Annotated in this window: 19 protein-coding genes; 13 read left to right on the top strand and 6 right to left on the bottom strand. The window is 38.9% G+C overall.

Annotation, left to right across the window (positions count from 1 at the left end; genetic code table 11):
- Nucleotides 1–28: 28 nt before the first annotated feature.
- Nucleotides 29–1,744 carry a proline--tRNA ligase gene (proS, locus tag F928_RS04980; protein WP_002116382.1) on the top strand — a complete coding sequence of 572 codons (1,716 nt, stop codon included), beginning with the start codon at nt 29–31 and terminating at the stop codon, nt 1,742–1,744.
- 53 nt (nt 1,745–1,797) lie between these two features.
- Here proS and F928_RS04975 read toward each other — a convergent pair whose 3' ends face one another.
- The 3 genes from F928_RS04975 to F928_RS0103615 form a co-directional block, all read right to left on the bottom strand.
- Nucleotides 1,798–2,139, bottom strand: a complete 342-nt coding sequence (locus tag F928_RS04975) for a YegP family protein (protein ID WP_002116533.1) — start codon at nt 2,137–2,139, stop codon at nt 1,798–1,800.
- A gap of 211 nt (nt 2,140–2,350) precedes the next feature.
- Nucleotides 2,351–2,695 (bottom strand): zinc ribbon domain-containing protein YjdM, encoded by a 345-nt coding sequence (phnA, locus tag F928_RS04970; protein ID WP_005072786.1) that lies wholly within the window; start codon nt 2,693–2,695, stop codon nt 2,351–2,353.
- 90 nt (nt 2,696–2,785) lie between these two features.
- On the bottom strand, nt 2,786–3,085 hold the full coding sequence (locus tag F928_RS0103615) for a DUF488 domain-containing protein (protein WP_228136300.1): 300 nt from the start codon (nt 3,083–3,085) through the stop codon (nt 2,786–2,788).
- A gap of 219 nt (nt 3,086–3,304) precedes the next feature.
- Here F928_RS0103615 and rutD point away from each other — a divergent pair, with 219 nt between their 5' ends.
- From rutD to F928_RS04930, 8 genes are all read left to right on the top strand, one after another.
- A complete protein-coding gene (gene rutD / locus F928_RS04965; RefSeq protein WP_005072782.1) occupies nt 3,305–4,111 on the top strand; it encodes a pyrimidine utilization protein D in 807 nt (268 codons plus the stop codon).
- A complete protein-coding gene (rutE, locus tag F928_RS04960) occupies nt 4,108–4,695 on the top strand; it encodes a malonic semialdehyde reductase (RefSeq protein WP_005072780.1) in 588 nt (195 codons plus the stop codon). The genes rutD and rutE overlap by 4 nt, the downstream gene beginning before the upstream one ends.
- A gap of 359 nt (nt 4,696–5,054) precedes the next feature.
- Nucleotides 5,055–6,173, top strand: a complete 1,119-nt coding sequence (gene rutA, locus F928_RS04955) for a pyrimidine utilization protein A (protein ID WP_005072778.1) — start codon at nt 5,055–5,057, stop codon at nt 6,171–6,173.
- Complete coding sequence (gene rutB, locus F928_RS04950) at nt 6,170–6,922, top strand: pyrimidine utilization protein B (RefSeq protein ID WP_005072775.1); 753 nt, start codon at nt 6,170–6,172, stop codon at nt 6,920–6,922. Before rutA ends, rutB begins: the two co-directional genes overlap by 4 nt.
- 45 nt (nt 6,923–6,967) lie before the next feature.
- Entirely contained in the window at nt 6,968–7,351 is a 384-nt protein-coding gene (gene rutC, locus F928_RS04945) for a pyrimidine utilization protein C (protein WP_005072774.1), read from the top strand.
- A 66-nt stretch (nt 7,352–7,417) separates the two neighbouring features.
- A complete protein-coding gene (rutF, locus tag F928_RS04940) occupies nt 7,418–8,008 on the top strand; it encodes an NADH-dependent FMN reductase RutF (RefSeq protein ID WP_078210294.1) in 591 nt (196 codons plus the stop codon).
- Nucleotides 8,009–8,039: 31 nt separating this feature from the next.
- On the top strand, nt 8,040–9,392 hold the full coding sequence (gene rutG / locus F928_RS04935) for a pyrimidine utilization transport protein G (RefSeq protein ID WP_005072773.1): 1,353 nt from the start codon (nt 8,040–8,042) through the stop codon (nt 9,390–9,392).
- Nucleotides 9,393–9,407: 15 nt separating this feature from the next.
- Entirely contained in the window at nt 9,408–10,280 is an 873-nt protein-coding gene (locus F928_RS04930; protein WP_005072770.1) for an NAD(P)-dependent oxidoreductase, read from the top strand.
- Nucleotides 10,281–10,328: 48 nt separating this feature from the next.
- Here the strand turns inward: F928_RS04930 and F928_RS04925 are convergent, their stop codons facing one another.
- Nucleotides 10,329–10,781 (bottom strand): SRPBCC family protein, encoded by a 453-nt coding sequence (locus tag F928_RS04925; RefSeq protein ID WP_014207573.1) that lies wholly within the window; start codon nt 10,779–10,781, stop codon nt 10,329–10,331.
- A gap of 38 nt (nt 10,782–10,819) precedes the next feature.
- Here F928_RS04925 and F928_RS21755 point away from each other — a divergent pair, with 38 nt between their 5' ends.
- The 4 genes from F928_RS21755 (at nt 10,820) to ybeQ (ending at nt 13,584) form a co-directional block, all read left to right on the top strand.
- Nucleotides 10,820–10,936 carry a hypothetical protein gene (locus tag F928_RS21755; protein WP_002116161.1) on the top strand — a complete coding sequence of 39 codons (117 nt, stop codon included), beginning with the start codon at nt 10,820–10,822 and terminating at the stop codon, nt 10,934–10,936.
- A gap of 59 nt (nt 10,937–10,995) precedes the next feature.
- Complete coding sequence (locus F928_RS04920) at nt 10,996–11,718, top strand: CAF17-like 4Fe-4S cluster assembly/insertion protein YgfZ (protein ID WP_002116094.1); 723 nt, start codon at nt 10,996–10,998, stop codon at nt 11,716–11,718.
- Between the two features lie 146 nt (nt 11,719–11,864).
- Entirely contained in the window at nt 11,865–12,575 is a 711-nt protein-coding gene (locus tag F928_RS04915) for a DsbC family protein (protein WP_002116329.1), read from the top strand.
- 184 nt (nt 12,576–12,759) lie between these two features.
- Nucleotides 12,760–13,584 (top strand): tetratricopeptide repeat protein, encoded by an 825-nt coding sequence (ybeQ, locus tag F928_RS04910; RefSeq protein WP_002116390.1) that lies wholly within the window; start codon nt 12,760–12,762, stop codon nt 13,582–13,584.
- A 32-nt stretch (nt 13,585–13,616) separates the two neighbouring features.
- Here ybeQ and mdcF read toward each other — a convergent pair whose 3' ends face one another.
- Complete coding sequence (gene mdcF / locus F928_RS04905) at nt 13,617–14,540, bottom strand: AEC family transporter (protein ID WP_002116119.1); 924 nt, start codon at nt 14,538–14,540, stop codon at nt 13,617–13,619.
- A gap of 56 nt (nt 14,541–14,596) precedes the next feature.
- A complete protein-coding gene (locus tag F928_RS04900) occupies nt 14,597–15,706 on the bottom strand; it encodes an NADH:flavin oxidoreductase/NADH oxidase (RefSeq protein ID WP_002116511.1) in 1,110 nt (369 codons plus the stop codon).
- Between the last annotated feature and the right edge of the window lie 7 nt (nt 15,707–15,713).

Raw genomic sequence — 15,713 nt, 5'->3', positions numbered from 1 at the left:
ATAACGCTTAACTTTTAGGACTTTTTCCATGCGCGCAAGCCGCTTTTTATTTGCAACGTTGAGAGAAACCCCAAATGATGCTGAAGTGATTTCACACCAGCTCATGTTACGTGCGGGGATGATTCGTAAATTGGCATCTGGTTTATATACATGGCTGCCGATGGGAACACGTGTGCTTAAAAAAGTAGATGCGATTGTTCGTGAAGAAATGAACCGTTCAGGCGCAATGGAAGTATTCATGCCCGTGACTCAACCCGCAAGTCTTTGGGAAGAATCAGGTCGATATGAACAATATGGCCCTGAATTATTACGTTTTAAAGATCGTCATACGAACCCATTTGTACTTGGGCCAACGCATGAAGAAGTTATTACTGATATGGCGCGTAACGAATTAAAAAGTTATAAGCAGCTTCCTGTAAATTTCTATCAAATTCAAACTAAATTCCGTGATGAAATCCGTCCACGTTTTGGTGTAATGCGTTCACGTGAGTTCATCATGAAAGATGCTTATTCTTTCCATGCAACTCAAGAATCATTACAAGAAACTTATGATGTGATGTACGACACTTATAGCCGTATTTTCACTCGCTTAGGTTTGGATTTCCGTCCAGTACAAGCTGATACAGGTTCTATTGGTGGTTCAGCTTCCCACGAATTCCACGTATTGGCTGCTAGTGGTGAAGATGACATCGCATTTTCAACTGAATCTGATTATGCAGCAAACGTTGAAATGGCTGAGGCTGTTTTAGTGGATGAACGTGCAGCACCGACACAAGAATTTAAATTGGTTGAAACGCCAAACCAAAAAACGATTGATGATGTCTGCCAATTCTTAAATGCTGATCCAAAGCAATCTGTTAAAGCATTATTGGTACAAGGCATTGCTGATGAAAAAGGTAATGTTCCTGTCGTTGCTCTATTTGTACGTGGTGACCACGAACTTAATGAGATTAAAGCTGAGAAGCATCCTTTAGTTGCTTCGCCTCTTACTTTTGCAACTGAAGAACAACTTCAAGCATTTGGTTTAACTGCTGGCTTTACTGGTCCACAAGGTTTAGTCGAAAAAGGCTTAACCGTAATTGTTGACCGTGCTGCATCGGTTCTTTCTGACTTCGTTGCTGGTGCAAATGAAGCGGACAAACATGCGGTTGGCGTAAACTGGGAACGTGATGCGCAAATTAGCGAAATTTTTGACTTACGTAATGTGGTTGAAGGCGATCCATCTCCAGATGGCAAAGGTACACTACAAATTAAACGTGGTATCGAAGTAGGTCATATTTTCCAGCTAGGTACTAAATACTCTGAAGCTTTAGGCTGTAAAGTTTTAGGTGAAGATGGCAAACCATTTACAGTAACTATGGGATGCTACGGTATTGGTGTAACACGTGTTGTTGCAGCTGCAATTGAACAAAACTACGATGACAAAGGTATTATCTGGCCTCAAGCCATTGCACCATTTGAAATTGCAATTGTTCCAATGAATGCGCACAAATCACCACGTACTCTTGAAGCAGCAGAATCCCTTTATGCAGAACTTCAAGCTCAAGGTTTTGATGTGTTACTTGATGATCGTAACGAACGCCCAGGCGTTAAATTCTCTGACCTTGAATTAATGGGTATTCCACACCGTATTGTGATTGGTGAAAAAGGTCTTGATGCGGGTACTTTTGAATATAAAGGTCGCCGCGATGCTGAAGCGAGCAATTTAACTAAAGAAGAACTTTTAGCTAAGTTAGCGCGTTAATAAATACCTAAATAAAAAAGCAGCTTTTCGAAGCTGCTTTTTTTAACTCAATTTTATGCCTGAACGGTTAAGTCTTTGATATTGGTTGATGAACCATTGTTTTTAACCGACTCGATTCCTTTATCTCGTGAAGCTTCACTCGCATAGAACTGACTCGTGCCAATAATTTGATGATTTGCAGCTTTTAAATTGAAATAAGGTTTCCCATTCTTTGCAGTTAAACGCTCATATCGGGCATCATCACCACTGTTTTTCTGAATTGACTCAATACCATTTACAGCAGAAGCTTTTGCCTTATATAGCTCGCTATTTAAAATAGGCTCACCATTTCCTGCCTTCAAAATAAAACGATATTGTCCATCACTCGCTTGTGAAATTTCGTACCATCCTGCCATAAAAACCTCATTTTTTTGTTGGTGTGGGTATGACTTTCGTTATTATTCTGGACGAAAGTTATTTGTTATTAATGACAATATAAAGGCGTAAATATTCCTTGAACAGTCCATTTTTTATACTTTTTCGTAATAAAATTATAATGATGTTAGGAATTTAAAAAGCAGAGATATAGACATATATCTCTGCTGAAATGTAATAATAATTAACAGTTTAAGCTTTTTTTACAAATTCAGATTTTAACTTCATCTGACCAATACCATCAATTTTGCAATCAATATTGTGGCCATCACTTGCATCTGGAACTAAACGAATCGTTTTTACCTTTGTACCGACTTTAACGACTGAAGATGAACCTTTAATTTTTAAGTCTTTAATTACAGTGACGCTGTCGCCATCAGCTAATACATTTCCATTCACATCTTTAATAATTTCTTGTTCTTCAGTTGCTGATACTTCGCCCTCTTTCCACTCATGTGAACATTCGGGACAAATCAATAAGTCGCCATCTTGGTAAGTATATTCTGATTGGCATTTTGGGCAGTTTGGCAAAGACATGAAAAAAATCTCAAAAAGTATATTATGCGAGATATGACTCATTTTTTAAAGTTTTAAATAAGAGACTTTTACCAAAAAAAAATTTATATATTATTTTAAGTTTCTACTTAATAAATATTCCTTCAAAATAATTGCGTGATTGTTTTCAACATCCTTTGCTGAATATAAAAGCGTAACTGTATGTTTTGCTATGATGTGTTGTAGCTCTTCAACGGCGGAGTTGGTTTCAAGCTCTTTTAAATAACGCTCTTTAAACTCTTGCCAATGATCTGGTGTTGCAGCATGAAACCATTTTCTAAGTTCTGTCGAGGGTGCTATTTCTTTTAGCCACAAATCCAAATGGGCATTTTCCTTACTAATTCCCCTACTCCATAAACGGTCAACCAAAATTCACTTTCCATCACTGGGCTCAGCATTTTCATAAATTCTTTTAATATGTATATCCATTTCTGACACCTACTCAGCTTAATCTAAATATCATCACATTGATTTGCCTTCCTCTACAATCTAAATCTTTTGCGCTAAATATTGTCTCAATTTGCCATTACTGATTAATTCAGGCATATAAATTGCTTTTGAATTTTTCATTATTTTATCAAATGGTAAAAAATGAAATATTATATTTATCCGTGTTCATCTCAAAAAGACGCCCCTTATTTGATTTTCTCATCTGGCTTAGGTGGTCATGCTAGTTTTTGGAGCCCACAACTTGAATCGTTGAGTACGCATTTCAACATCGTGACTTATGACCAAGAAGGCTGTCACCAAGACAGTGCTTTATTACCTGCACACTACCATATGTGTGACATGGCAAATCAAGTACTACACTTATTAGAACATCTTCAAATTCATGAGTTTCATATGATCGGGCATGCTTTGGGTGGCATCATCGGAATGGAACTCGCAAAGCAACTAAAATCTAGCTCAATTACCATGCTCAGCCTGACACTGATTAATGCGTGGGATGAACTAGATGCTCATACACAAAAATGTTTTGATGCCCGTATCGCATTATTAGCGTCAGCAGGTGCTGAAGCCTATGTGCGTGCACAGGCATTATTTTTGTATCCTCCAGCATGGATTTCTCAGAATCATAGCCACATTAAAAGTACCGAAGATATTCAGCTCCAAGGTTTTCCGCCCAAGACAAATGTATTTGCACGACTCAAAGCATTGATGCGCTTTCAATTACAATCAGAGCACGTACAAGCACTACAAGACACTGCAATTCATATCGTTGCCAATCAAGATGATTTTTTAGTTCCAGCACATAAATCACAAGATCTTTTTACCAAACTTGGTCATGGTCAACTCTGCATTTTACCCTCTGGTGCCCATGCTTCCACAGTGATCGAATCTCAACAACTAAATCAAACTTTCATTCAATTTTTCCATAGCATTAAGGCCTTATCATGAATGCAAAAACATTAAATATGTTAGATCAACTCTTTTTAGAAGCTAGAACCCACAGCACGTGGTTAGATAAAGCCGTCAGCCCCGAGCAAATTCAACAAATTTATGATCTGGTCAAAATGGCGCCAACTTCTGCCAACTGTAGTCCTGCTCGTTTTGTATTTTTAACAACACCTGAAGCTAAACAAAAACTCAAGCCAGCATTGTCGTCTGGCAATGTAGAAAAGACGATGACAGCTCCTGTCACTGTTTTGGTTGCAACCGATGCAAAATTTTATGACAAACTGCCAGAACTATTTCCGTATGCTGATGCAAAATCATGGTTTACATCAAGTGAAGCCGAAGCACATGAAACTGCCTTTCGTAATAGTTCATTGCAAGCTGCATATTTAATTATGGCATGCCGTAGTTTAGGTTTAGATACTGGTCCAATGTCTGGTTTTGATGCGAAACAAGTTGATGAGCTATTTTTTGCAGGGACAAATCATCATATTAATCTTATCATTAACATCGGCTATGGCGACCCTCAGAAAGTTTATACACGCCTTCCCCGTTTAAATTTTGAGGAGGCTTGTCGAGTGGAATGAGTTAAGTCCATAACACCCTCTTCAATCTCAAAAGAGAAATACTTTAGTTCTACACGGCGACTTCAATGTCGCCTTTTTTTGTTCTGCTGTTTTATAAAATTGGATGTCATACACACTCCAAAAGTAAAATTGATCAAATGATGCACAATGAAGCAAGTTAGTTCCTCCTTGGTGCATAATCGCATTATTTTTTACCATTTGATAAAAATTATACCAAACAATAAATTCAATACATTGATAAATATATAAATATTAAAGTTGGCACGCACTATGCATTATTAAAAACGCAAACAAATACTGAAGGTTATATCTTTTATAACTTTCAGTTCGACTTCCTAAACTCACGATGGGGAATCAAGATGAAGATCGGCGTTTTTTGTCCAATTGGAAATAATGGCTGGCTGCTTTCAGAAAATGCACCGCAATATAAACCTACCTTTGAGTTAAACAAACAAATTGTACAACGTGCTGAACACTACGGTTTTGACTTTGCCCTTTCCATGATTAAGTTGCGTGGTTTTGGCGGAAAAACTGAGTTTTGGGACTATAACCTTGAAACATTTACCCTCATGGCAGGTCTCGCTGCTGTCACCAGTAAAATTCAAATTTATGCAACTGCTGCAACACTAGTCATGCCTCCTGCAATTGTGGCACGTATGGCATCCACCATAGATTCGATTTCCAACGGTCGCTTTGGACTAAACGTCGTGACCGGATGGCAAATGCCTGAATATTCCCAAATGGGTATGTGGCCTGGCGATGAATATTTTGCTAAGCGCTATGGCTACTTATCTGAGTATGTCGAAGTTTTACGTGAACTTTGGGCAACCGGAAAATCAGACCTAAAAGGCGAGTTCTTCCAGATGAATGATTGTCAGGTCAAACCACAGCCTCAAGCTGATATGAAAATTATCTGTGCAGGACAATCAGATGCTGGTTTAGCTTTTTCCGCAAAATATGCTGACTACAACTTTGTTTTCGGAAAAGGTTTAAACACACCGACAGCCTATGCCGAAATTAATGATCGCTTAAAAGCTCAAACTGACAAAACTGGACGCAATGTACAGACCTATGTGTTGTTTATGGTAATTGCTGCCGAAACAGATGAAGCTGCAATGCAGAAGTGGCAACACTATAACGACGGTGCGGACATGGAAGCTATTCGTTGGCTACAAGACCAAGGTGCAAAAGATAAAGTGTCTGGCACTGACACCAATATTCGCCACATGGCCTCTAGCGTTTCTCCCGTCAATATCAATATGGGCACCATTGTTGGCTCTTTTAAAAATGTCGCAAAAATGCTTGATCAAATTTCCGAGATTAAAGGGACAGAGGGAATTTTGTTGACCTTTGATGACTTTTTACAAGGCGTAGAAGATTTTGGTCAACGCATTCAACCGCTCATGAAATGTCGTGAAAGTGTCGTTACCGAACTGACAGAGCAAGCAGAACTAACTGTTTTGGAGAAAAGTGCATGAATGAAATGTCTAATATTGTATGTGCAGAATTCACGGCGCAGATTGGTACAGGCAAAGTGTTGAAAGCCGAACCTGAACATATTCAATTAGCAGCAGAACAAACTGCGCTTGTTGTCATTGATATGCAAAATGCTTACACCTCTTTAGGTGGGTATTTAGATTTAGCAGGTTTTGATGTCTCAAAGACTAAACCCGTAGTCGAAAATATTAAAAAGGCGATCGATGCTGCACATAGTGCAGGGATTCAGGTCATCTATTTTCAAAATGGTTGGGATAAAAACTACGTCGAAGCTGGTGGTTTAGGTTCACCAAATTTTCATAAATCCAATGCTTTAAAAACCATGCGTAAACAGCCTGAGTTACAAGGCCAACTTTTATCTAAAGGTGGTTGGGACTTTGCTTTAATTGATGAGTTACAACCACTTCCACAAGACATCATTATTGAAAAGCCACGTTATAGCGGTTTCTTTAACACGGCGCTCGACAGCATTTTACGTGCCCGTGGCATTCGTAATTTAGTCTTCGTTGGTATTGCTACCAACGTCTGTGTCGAGTCGACCTTACGTGATGGTTTCTTTTTGGAATATTTCGGTGTTGCACTTAAAGATGCTTGCTATCAAGCCGGACCTCAAGAAGCTCACGACGCAGCCCTATATAACATTAAAACTTTTTTTGGCTGGGTATCTGACACCAATAGTTTCATTAAAGCCTTTAATTCGGCATCAACATTGCTACAGCAATCTGCCTAATTCATACATTTAATTTTATCTAAATTTTTTGATTTGGAGCATCTTATGTCTAAACAAGTTGTTATTCCTGAAGGAACATCGGCACCACTTGCACCCTATGTTCCTGCAACCAAAGCAGACAATATTGTGTATGTCTCAGGCACATTGGCTTTTGATGAAAATAATAATGTGGTTTGTATTGGTGATGCTGCAGGACAAACTCGCCATATTTTAGAAACAATCAAAAAAGTGATTGAAACTGCGGGTGGCACCATGGATGACGTAACGTTCAATTCCATTTTCATTAAAGATTGGGCCGACTATAGCGCAGTAAATACGGTATATGCAGAATATTTTCCGGGTGACAAACCTGCTCGCTTTTGTATCCAGTGCGGCTTGGTGAAACCTGATGCCTTAATTGAAATTGCATCGATTGCCCATGTGGGATAAACGATGTCACTGATAAAAACCTTCAGCATCATAACTGATGTGATGTTTTAGCCTCGATTCATTGTAATGATCATGCATTGGGGTTGGAGAGCAATCATGCAAAAAAGAGAAGAGAAACAGGTTTTAACTCCATCTGCTATTCAGCAGGCTCAAACATGCTCAACACACTTAGAAGTAGATCAGCATACTTTTAGACAAGGCATGGCAAATCTTGGAGCAGCAGTGAATGTCATCACGACAGATGGACCTGCGGGACAGGCTGGCTTTACAGCCTCCGCTGTATGTAGCGTAACCGATACACCACCGACACTATTGGTTTGTCTCAATCGCTCAGCATCTGTGTTTAATACTTTTAAACAAAACGAGGTGCTTTGTGTCAATACTTTAGCTGCCCATCAAAGTACGCTATCTACAATATTCGGCGGAAAAACACCAATGCCAGAACGCTTTGCCCATGGGGAATGGAGCAAGCTACTCACTGGTTCTCCGATTTTGAATGAGGCCTTGGTGTCATTTGATTGTGAAATTGTACAAAGCATGAGTATCGGTAGTCATGATGTCTTATTTTGTGCGGTCAAAGCAATGAAACACCAAAGTGGACTTAATGCACTTATGTACTTCAACCGCAGTTATTGCGAATTACAAACAGCATGCTAATGCAGATAAAAAATGAAAAAGAGGATCTGTTATGCGAACAAAAGAATCTTGGTTTCCTAAATTTAAGCCGCACACAGGTAATTTAGAAACTCCCGTACAAATTGATGAATATCTCCCTCCTGGTAAAAGTATTGTTTTGGGGTTACAACATGCTTTTGCTATGTTCGGAGCAACTGTTTTAGCTCCGTTACTCATGGGCTTTGATCCGAACCTCACCATTTTTATTACTGGTATTGGCACCATCTTGTTCTTTTTAATTACAGGTGGGCGTATGCCTAGCTATCTCGGATCAAGCTTCGCCTTTATTGGCGCAGTCGCAGCAGCAACAGGCTATGCAGGGGTTGGATCAAATCCCAATTTAGCTGTGGCGCTGGGCGGTACAATCATTTGCGGTTTGATTTATGCATGCATCGGTTTAATTGTCATGAAAACTGGAACTGCATGGATTGAAAAACTCATGCCACCCGTGGTCACTGGTGCAATTGTCATGATTATTGGTTTAAACCTTGCACCTGTAACAATTAAAAGCGTTTCGACAAATAGCTTTGACACGTGGATGGCAGTCATTACCATTTTATGCATTAGTGCTGTTGCTGTTTTTACAAGAGGTATGATTCGCCGCCTTCTATTACTCATCGGGCTCATCAGTGCTTATTTTATTTATTTTCTACTCACCAATATCTTAGGGTTAGGCAAACCCATCGATTTTAATACAATCAGTCAAGCTGCATGGTTTGGCCTACCCACTTTTCACTCACCTGTTTTTAATGCCAAAGCTATTTTATTGATTGCACCTGTTGCGCTTATTTTAGTCGCTGAAAACTTGGGACATTTTAAAGCGGTTTCTGCCATGACAGAACGTAATTTATCGCCATATATGGGGCGTGCTTTTTTTGCAGATGGTATCTGTACAAGTTTATCAGCTTCTGTTGGTGGTACAGGGATGACGACTTATGCTGAAAATATTGGAGTAATGGCTGTAACTAAAGTCTATTCAACGACTATTTTTGTGGTTGCGGGACTATTTGCAATTCTACTCGGTCTATCTCCTAAATTTGGAGCAATCATTAGTACCATCCCTGTCGCTTTATTAGGCGGTGCATCCATTGTTGTCTTTGGTTTAATTACTGTGGCTGGAGCAAAAATTTGGATCGATAACAAAGTTGATTTCACCAAAAATAGTACTTTAATTATTGCAGCAGTCAGCCTGATTATGGGCGCTGGTAATTTAAGTCTACATATTGGGCCATTTGACCTAGGGGGTATTGGAACTGCGACACTTGCAGCAATTGTGCTTAACCTATTACTCAACAGAACAGAAAAATCTGAAAGTCAATCTCTTGAAAAATCAGTAGAACCGCTTAATTCTGTCCCACATCTCTAATTCTGGAGAAACCCCTTGATTCAAAGTGTTTCATTTATCGGTTTAGGTGCAATGGGATGGCACATGGCTTCCCATTTAACCCAAGTATGTAACCAAGTCTATGTTTGGAATCGTACTTTTGCTAAAGCAAAGCAACATGAACAAACCTTTGGTACGGAGGCTGTAGACCTGACACAAGCTCTACAAGCAGATATTATCTTTTCATGCCTACCGACTAGCCAAGATGTAGAAAATTTAATTGCGAATTCTCAACTAAAACAAGGCTGTATTTGGGTGGATTGCACTAGCGGTGTGCCAGAGACTGCAAGAAAACTCAGCCAACAGCTCAAATTAAGTGGAGTTGATTATTTAGATGCACCAGTTTCAGGACAAACGATTGGAGCTGAACGAGGAACTCTCACGGTAATGGTCGGAGGTGACGAGTCTGCTTTTAAAAAAGCAAAACCAATCATTCAAGCATTTGCTAATTTAGTTGAATATGTCGGCGAAAGTGGTGCTGCCTTTGCAGTAAAAGCCATCAATAACACATTAATGGCAACACATCTTTGGGCGTTGGCAGAGGGATTAAGTATCCTTAAATCTCAAGGTGTAAATTTACACTCCGCAATGAACTGTATTAACCACTCTAGTGGCAAAAGTAATGTTTCAGAACATATCATGATGCAACGTATTTTAAACCGCAAATTTGAAAAAACTTTTGCATTAGATTTATTACAAAAGGATATTGGAATTGCACTAAATCTCGTTACTCAAAATAATTTGGAACTTCCAGCTTTTAGTCTTATTCAGCAACAGTTTAATCAGGTTTCCAAACCCGATGCACAACAAGTCGATTTTTCAGCCATAGTTAAGCTATTGGAACAACAAAACCAACTAGAACTATGTTAAGAGTAGGTCATACGACCTACTCTTTTTTATAAGAAAAGCAGAGTAACTTTATTGATCTGGAATTTCAGCTTCAATCAATAAGGTAAGCAAAGATAGGGATTCTTGCCACCCTAAATAGCAGGCTTCCACAGGAATAACTTCAGGTATTCCTTCTTGCGTAATATGCACTTCTGTACCTACCAATACGCTTTTTAATGTAATAGTAACCTGCATAGTCCCGGGTAAATTTGGGTCATCGAATTGATCGTTGTAGCGAATTAGTTCATTTGGAACTAATTCCACATATGTTCCGCCAAAAGCATGGGTTGAACCTGTTGAAAAATTGGTAAAACTCATTTTGTATGAGCCACCAACATTTGCATCAAAACTATGAACTTTCGCAGTAAAACCGTGGGGCGGTAACCACTTGACTAAAGCATCTGGATCTAAAAATGCACGATAGACTCGCTCGGCTGGTGCCTTAAACACGCGATGAAATTTCACTGTACCTGTTGCCATCATATTCTCCTTATTTTAATTTCCTTAAAATTATTGAAATTATGGCTATTAGCTTAAACCTTCCGATTTATCCGAACGTATATTTTTGGTGTTTTTTTAAACAAAAAAGCCAGCTTCAGGACAAACTCAAATTACGAAAACTATGGCTGATTTTTTAGTAAAAATGGAGCAAAATAGTCAGCAATCATAAAGAAACATATTGAATTTGAGATTAATCATGAGTCTGCTCGCTTTCTCCTCATATGCTTTAAACGGTGTAGATGCACAAAAGTTTTTACAAGGCCAAGTTACTGTAGATACTGAACGTTTAGCTGAAAATGAAACTCGCTATACAGCTATTTGTGATCTTAAAGGTCGTATTCATTTTGGCTTATGGCTAAAGAAGATGAATCCTGAAAGTTTTGAAATTGTAGTTACTCAAGATCAAGCTGAAGAGTTTGCCAAGCACATTAAAAAATATGGCGCCTTTTCAAAAATGACCTTAAGTGAACAAGGCGCTGTGTTCCCAAAAGTTGTGAATCATCAAACTGAATTCACTACTGCTGAAACTGATATTTCAGAATGGCAAAAACAAGCCATTATGACTGGTCAAGCTTGGATTACACAGGCTACTGAACATGAATTCCAGCCCCAAGAATTGCGTTTACATCAACGTGAAGGCGTCAATTACGACAAAGGTTGTTACTTAGGTCAGGAAATTGTGGCGCGTCTTTGGTTTAAAGCAAAACCAAAACACTGGTTACATCTTGTACAAGGCACAGGTGAAGCGCCTGCTTCAGCAACTCAATTAAATAACGATGTTGAAGTCGTCAATAGTATTGCAAATGATGAAAGCTATCTTGCTTTAGTTGTTGCTAAACCTGCTGCTCTACAAGAGTTAGGACTTCAAGTTCTTGAGTTACCTGAAGCTTTAAGTGGTGATGTTGCAAGACCACAATAATAATTTTTATTAGTCCAAACTGCCCACTGCTAAGTTAGTGGGCTTTTTTATAGATACAAAACACTAATGATTTCATTAGATTAGAACATCAATTTTTTAAGCTTTATATGCCATCATTAGCCCTGTTGAAATTAAAGAGAAAAAAGATGAAAACTAAACTTGCTACACTCATGTTGAGTCTGGCTATTTTCGGTTCTGCTCATGCTGATGTTAAAACCCTTGAACAAAATCTTAAGACGAATTATCCCGATTTGCCTGTAAAAGGTGTTTATCAATCGCCTGTGCAAGGCATTTATGAAGTCTATACAAGCGGCCGTATTGTTTATACTAATCAAGATGCGAAGTACTTTTTTGTTGGTAATTTAGTCGACATCAAACAACAAAAAAATATGACTGAAGAACGTATTGCCGAATTGGGTAAGATTGACGTTAAAAGTTTGCCATTAAATCAGGCGATTAAATATGTAAAAGGTAAAGGCGAACGTACGCTCTATGTCTTTAGTGATCCAGATTGCCCTTATTGCCAGCGCCTAGAACAAAATATGGTTGGTGTTGATAACGTAACCGTATATGTGTTCCTTTATCCTCTTACTAGTTTGCATCCAAATGCTGAAAAAGTTTCAAATCAAATCTGGTGTTCAAAGAATCCGGCAGAAGCTTGGACAAACTATATGCTTAATCGCAAATTACCGACTAATAGCAAAAGTTGCTCAAGCCCAATTCAGAAAAATATTGCTTTAGGTCAAAAATTAAATATCGATGGAACACCTACCCTGTTCTTGCAAGATGGCCAAAGACTCTCTGGTGTACCAAGTGATGCCAAACAAATTGAAGCATTACTTCAGTCAGCAAAATAATAATATTACCCACTCCGTTATATGAATGTGAGTGGGTATTTTTTCTCCACAATTTGCCCAAAGTGCAGTGCTTTATATACAAATCGGCTGTTTACTTTCAGCAATCAATATTTATGATGAGAAATTGAAACTCTTTCATGCATCAATGGATTGATGTAGCTACGAAGTAAAAGGTTAAAAAGAAATGAAGAAATTACTAATCGCAAGCCTAATCACCCTTTCAAGTGCATCAATTTTTGCAGCTGATAACACAGCGACTGCTGCTAAAACCGATGTTTTTAAACAAGCTGAACAACTCTACGCAGCAAAAAACTACTCCGCTGCATTTCAAGAAATGCAACGCCTCGCCCAAACAGGTAATGCCCAAGCTATCTATAACTTAGGCTATATGACTCAAATGGGCCAAGGTACAGCAAAAGACTCTTCTAAAGCTCTTAAATATTATGAGGATGCTTCAAATAAAGGTTACGCCCAAGCGAGTTACACACTTGCACAAATTTATGAGACTGGTGAATTAGGGGTTGCCAAAGACAGCAACAAATTCAGTCAATATGTTCAAAAGGCATCGGCTCAAGGTTCTGATGATGCAACTGTGAAAATTGCGACAATTTTATTTGCTCAGAAAAAACCGCAGTCACATCAAATTGCCCTTCAAAAATTGGCGCCTTTAATTCGAAAAGGTAACTACCCTGCTATTCAGGTCAAAGCACTATATGACATTAGCCAAGGGGTTGAAAATAAAAATCCTTTAATGAAACGCCAAGGTATCGAAGCTTTACAGTCAATTGCTCAAAAAGGCTATGCGCCTGCGTCTATGGCTTTAGCAACCATGATGGCGAATGGCAATATCATTCCACAAAACTTACCACAGGCTAAAAAAATCTTTACTGAACTTGCCAATCAAAATGTTCCAAATGCTAAAGAATCGTTAGCTTCGGTTGATAAGATTATTGCAGAAAAGAGCAAACAGGCTGCAAATGCTCCCGCACAGCCAGCACCGAAAAAATAATAAATGATGAGCCCCCTTATGGGGCTTTTCTTTTACCACCACAAAGCAATAAGCCAGCTCACCCCAATAAAACCGACAATTGTACTAATCATAAGCGGTGTTAACGCTTTTTCATTTAAGCCATAGGCTTGTCCAAAAATTCCGAAAGCAATCGGCATTGGTAAAGCAGCGATTAATGTTCCTGCGTAAAGCATTTCACGGCTTACATTTGGAGTTATTAAAAAAAGTGTAAAAATAACAGATGGCATTAGCACAACTTTAAATGTCGCTAACAAAACACTTTCTATGTTTACCGTTGTTATTCCAATACCTACTAAACTTCCGCCAATTGCAAACAAGGCCAAAGGCGAAGCTGTACGCCCAAGTAACTCTAAAGATTGGTCAAGCGTTGCAGGAAGATTAACATCTAAAAGAATGCATCCCATCCCAACCAAAATAGCGATAATGACAGGGTTCTTGAGTAAGTTTAAAAAAGTCTGTTTTAACAGCGGTAAAAGATTTTGTTGTTGATGTAAACCAGCTTCGGCCAGAATGAGCATCAGCGCCACAATCAATAAATTTTCAATGATGAGTGTTAAAGAAATATAAATAGCAGCATGATTACCTATCAACATGGTTAAAATAGCTGTTCCCATAAATCCAGTATTGGACATAGATGCGCCCATCGAAATCACGGCGCTATGGGTTAAACTATTTTTAAAATATTTTCGATAGAGAATAAAAGCCAAGAAAAATAAAATTAAAGATCCACCGCCATACGCAAGAAAATAAGCTGGGTGCCAAATGTCTTGTAAGTTTTTATTTGCCAAGGAATGGATTAAAAAAGCTGGTAAGGAAATTTTAATTACAAATGCGCTAAGAGCCCTGATCTGTTCAGGTGTTACCAATTTAATGAGGACACAAACATAGCCCATCAATAGCAATATCAAGATAGGTAAAATAACCTGAAAAACCACTGACCGTCCTCACTTAGCGAAAGAAAAATGGGCAAAGATGACTTTGCCCAATACAATTAAAAAGAGTTAAAAAGTTGTTTTAATCCATGTGGTTGGCAACGTAAATACTGAGGTGCAATTTTCACTTCTGCCCCTAAAGCCGCTGCTGCATGCCAAGGCCATCTTGGGTCGTACAACATTGCACGAGCAAGACCAATAGCATCAGCTTGCTGGTTTTCCAAAATTTGTTCGGCATGTTCTGGCTCAGTAATTAACCCTACAGCAATAACTGGAATGGACACATGCTTTTTGACTTGCTCAGCAAATGGAACTTGGTAACCTGCCCCAATCGTAATAGATTGATGCTCGTGCAAACCACCACTAGACACATGCACATAGGCTGCGCCCAATTGCTCTAAAGCTTTTGATAAACCCACTGTAGATTCAACATCCCAGTGCTCGATGCTCTCTAACCAATCAGTCGCAGAGAGTCTAACACCAACAGGATAACCTTCAGGTACAGCGAGTTTAATTGCCTGAAGAACCTCAAGAGTCATACGCATACGGTTTTCTAAAGAACCGCCATATTCATCAGTACGCTGATTGGCAATTGGCGATAAGAATTGATGAAGTAAATAACCATGTGCAGCATGAACTTCAATCAACTCAAACCCAGCTTCTACAGCACGTTTTGCAGCTGCTGCAAAGTCTTGTTGAACCTGTTTAATCTCAGCAATGGTCAAAGCATGGGGTGCTGCATCATGAACAGAAAAAGTACTTTCACTTGGTGCAACCGTTTGCCAACCATGAGGCTGATCTTTTGCAATCTGACCTTTACCTAACCACGGTTTTTCAGTAGATGCTTTACGCCCTGCATGTGCTAACTGAATTCCAAATGGCATTGGTGAAAGTGTATGAACCTTAGCTAACAACGTTTTAATTTTGTCACGTTGTTGATCATTCCAAAGCCCAAGATCAGCATAGCTAATCCGACCTTCAGGTTGTACAGCAGTCGCCTCTACAATACAAAGCCCAGCGCCAGATAATGCATAATTTGCCCATTGCTGTTCATGCCAATAGGTAATTTCACCATCATCTGTTGCCGAATATTGGCACATCGGAGCAATTACAATTCTATTGACCAGTTGTAGTGAACCAAAGTTAACCGTTTCAAATAATTTTGCCATTTTTAAT

This window comes from Acinetobacter pittii ATCC 19004 = CIP 70.29 (genome assembly GCF_000369045.1).
In the GTDB taxonomy this organism is placed as follows: Bacteria; Pseudomonadota; Gammaproteobacteria; order Pseudomonadales; family Moraxellaceae; genus Acinetobacter; species Acinetobacter pittii.
This window is presented reverse-complemented; position numbering and strand designations above follow the sequence as displayed.